This is a genomic window from Frankia sp. AvcI1, assembly GCF_001420875.1.
GTDB lineage: Bacteria > Actinomycetota > Actinomycetes > Frankiales > Frankiaceae > Frankia > Frankia alni.
In genome coordinates this window covers 1-2,234 of record NZ_LJFZ01000010.1, presented here as the reverse complement: position 1 = coordinate 2,234, position 2,234 = coordinate 1, and the positions used below count along the sequence as shown (strand labels likewise).

Below are 2,234 nucleotides of genomic sequence, written 5' to 3'. Positions count from 1 at the left end.
ACGATCCAGGCTCAAACGGTCTCGCGGATGACACGGAGGGCGTCGGCATCGCTGGCTAGTACGGCAACCGCTGTTGGGTAGTCGGCCGAGTGGGGCGCCTGCGTGGCGGTGCTCCGCTCGGCCTGCGCCGCGTGGCGGTCGCGGGCGATGCGGCCACCGGCCGGTCGTCGCGGGTTGGACGACTCGTGGAGATCGCCGGTGGCCGTGTGCCCCGAGTCCACCGGCTGAGAACGGGCCCGCCCAGCCGCCCGCCCGTGTCGACCTGGCCCTCCGCGCCTGCCGCGCCACCCTGTGTCCGTGTCCTCCGACCGACGCAGTCTCGTCGACGCAGCCGCAGTTGACGCTCCACATCGCTCAACCTGGATCGTCGAGCCGTCGAAGTCGCGGTAGAGCGTCATCGCTCGGACGCGGTTACCTGCCCCATCCCAACCCGGCGAAAGCCGCCGACGGCAAGCGTCTCCACGTTCTGGCGAAAGACCCGATCACCGCACCGGTCGTCGAGCGAATCTTCCACCGGTACCTCAACGGCATGGGTGTCTTCCTGATCGCCCAGACACTCACCGACGAAGGTGTACTGTCCCCGTCGGCCTACGACCGAGCCCGCAACCGACACCGCACCGGAATCGCCTGGTCCAAGGGCGCAGTGCAAGCCATCCTGGCGAACCCGCGCTACACCGGCTATCAGGTCTGGAACAAACAGCACAAAGCCGAGACGGCTTTGTTGCATTGGCGGAGTCCNCTGTCCGGCGGCTGCCGATCAGTCATGCTCGAGTGATGCGTCGACGTCGTGCCTGTTCACCGGTTCCGACGTCGGAGTTCGCGGGGTTCCGGTTCTCACCGGAGGTGATCGTCCTCGCGGTCCGCTGGTACCTGCGGTAAGCGCCGTCCTACCGGGACGTCGAGGAGCTGCTCGCCGAACGCGACCTCGAGGTTGATCACGTCACGGTGTATCGGTGGGTGCAGCGCTTCACGCCCTTGCTGGTTCAAGCGCCAGACCCGCTACCAGGACACCCATTCCAACACGTCCTGCGATTACACGTTTCATTCGAGCATGTCCAAGTACACCTACGCCGACGACACGGTCTTCCCGACGACCCACTACCTACGGGGGAGGATCGGGATGCCACTCAGCCTGTGGGTGAGCGTGCAATTTCAGATCGGACCCCGCTCCGTCCGTCAGATCAACGTCTACGCGGACTATGTTCTCTAGGTGGAGCAAGATGAGGCCGAACGGCCGTCCGNAGCGTGGGTTTTCGCGTCCGACGTTCCCATACCCGATGTCGCGGCTGCCCTTGNNTCGGGAACCAAGGCCGCCCCGGGCCTNCTGCCCGCCCGCCGACGGGTGACCGCGGCAGTGGCCGCAGCGCTGGAGGAACTACGACCAGCATCTCAGTGGATCTCTATTGCGGTTGGTTCGCCGCACGACAGCGAGCTGGATCGCGCGCGGACTCGCCTGGAGAAAAGGTCAGCTCACCGCTGCCGACGTCGGCCGTCGGCTGGGACTTCCAGTGTCGGAGTCGGAGCTTGTCGGCTGGGTGAGCAAGTGGCCCGTCTCCGTGCGGGGACATGCAGGTGAGTCCGTCCTGTCGGCACTTCCGGCGACCCAGCCAGCAGAGCTAATGATCAGCATAGCCGAATGGTTGCAGGATGTCATTGCCGACGGAGGCACCTCAGATCCCGTGCCGCCATGCCCCGGTCACCGGCACTCGACGCGGCCGCAGATACATCAGGAGCAGGCATGGTGGGTGTGTCCAGTCGACGGGCCCATACGACCGTGGCAGGTATTCACGGAGTGACCAGTAGGAATCTGGGTCGATAGGAGATCCGAGGTCTGGCGTCGAGCCCCCTGGCCGCGCTTTTGCGAGAACGCGGCCCGGGGGCTCGACTCCGGCTCGCCGACAGCGACGCCGAGCTGTGGGCGGGGATCGTCGAGGGCAACCGGGGGCCGATCGCCCGGCGGGTGCGCGACCTCGGCTCCCGGCTGACGGCCCTGGCCGACGTCCTCGACGCCGCCGGTGCCGACGATGTCACCACGGCGGTCACCCGGCTCATGCGGGACGGGCACGCGGGGCGCGCGCTGCTGCCGCGTAAGGCCGGCGCCACGGCGCGGTCGTGGGGCTGGGTCGGCGTGGTGCTCGACGACCGGCCCGGGCAGCTCGCCGCGATCGTCGGCCTCATCAGCAGGTGGGACGTCAACATCGAGGACGTCGGTCCGTTCGAGCACAGCCTGGACG

General features: G+C 67.4%; 1 protein-coding gene and 3 pseudogenes. All 4 read left to right on the top strand.

Features of this window, described 5'->3' with window-relative positions:
* Positions 1-73: 73 nt before the first annotated feature.
* Positions 74-738, top strand: a pseudogene (locus tag UK94_RS76045) (recombinase family protein); the annotation flags it as partial.
* 36 nt (positions 739-774) lie between these two features.
* Positions 775-987 (top strand): annotated as a pseudogene (locus UK94_RS12295) (IS6 family transposase); the annotation flags it as partial.
* 64 nt (positions 988-1,051) lie between these two features.
* Positions 1,052-1,210 (top strand): hypothetical protein, encoded by a 159-nt coding sequence (locus UK94_RS34340; RefSeq protein ID WP_162246903.1) that lies wholly within the window; start codon positions 1,052-1,054, stop codon positions 1,208-1,210.
* Between the two features lie 678 nt (positions 1,211-1,888).
* Positions 1,889-2,234 (top strand): annotated as a pseudogene (locus UK94_RS12290) (prephenate dehydrogenase/arogenate dehydrogenase family protein); the annotation flags it as partial.

Excerpts from the sequence above, each read along its gene's own strand:
- UK94_RS34340 (WP_162246903.1), top strand. The coding sequence starts at position 1,052 with ATGTCCAAGTACACCTACGCCGACGACACGGTCTTCCCGACGACCCAC.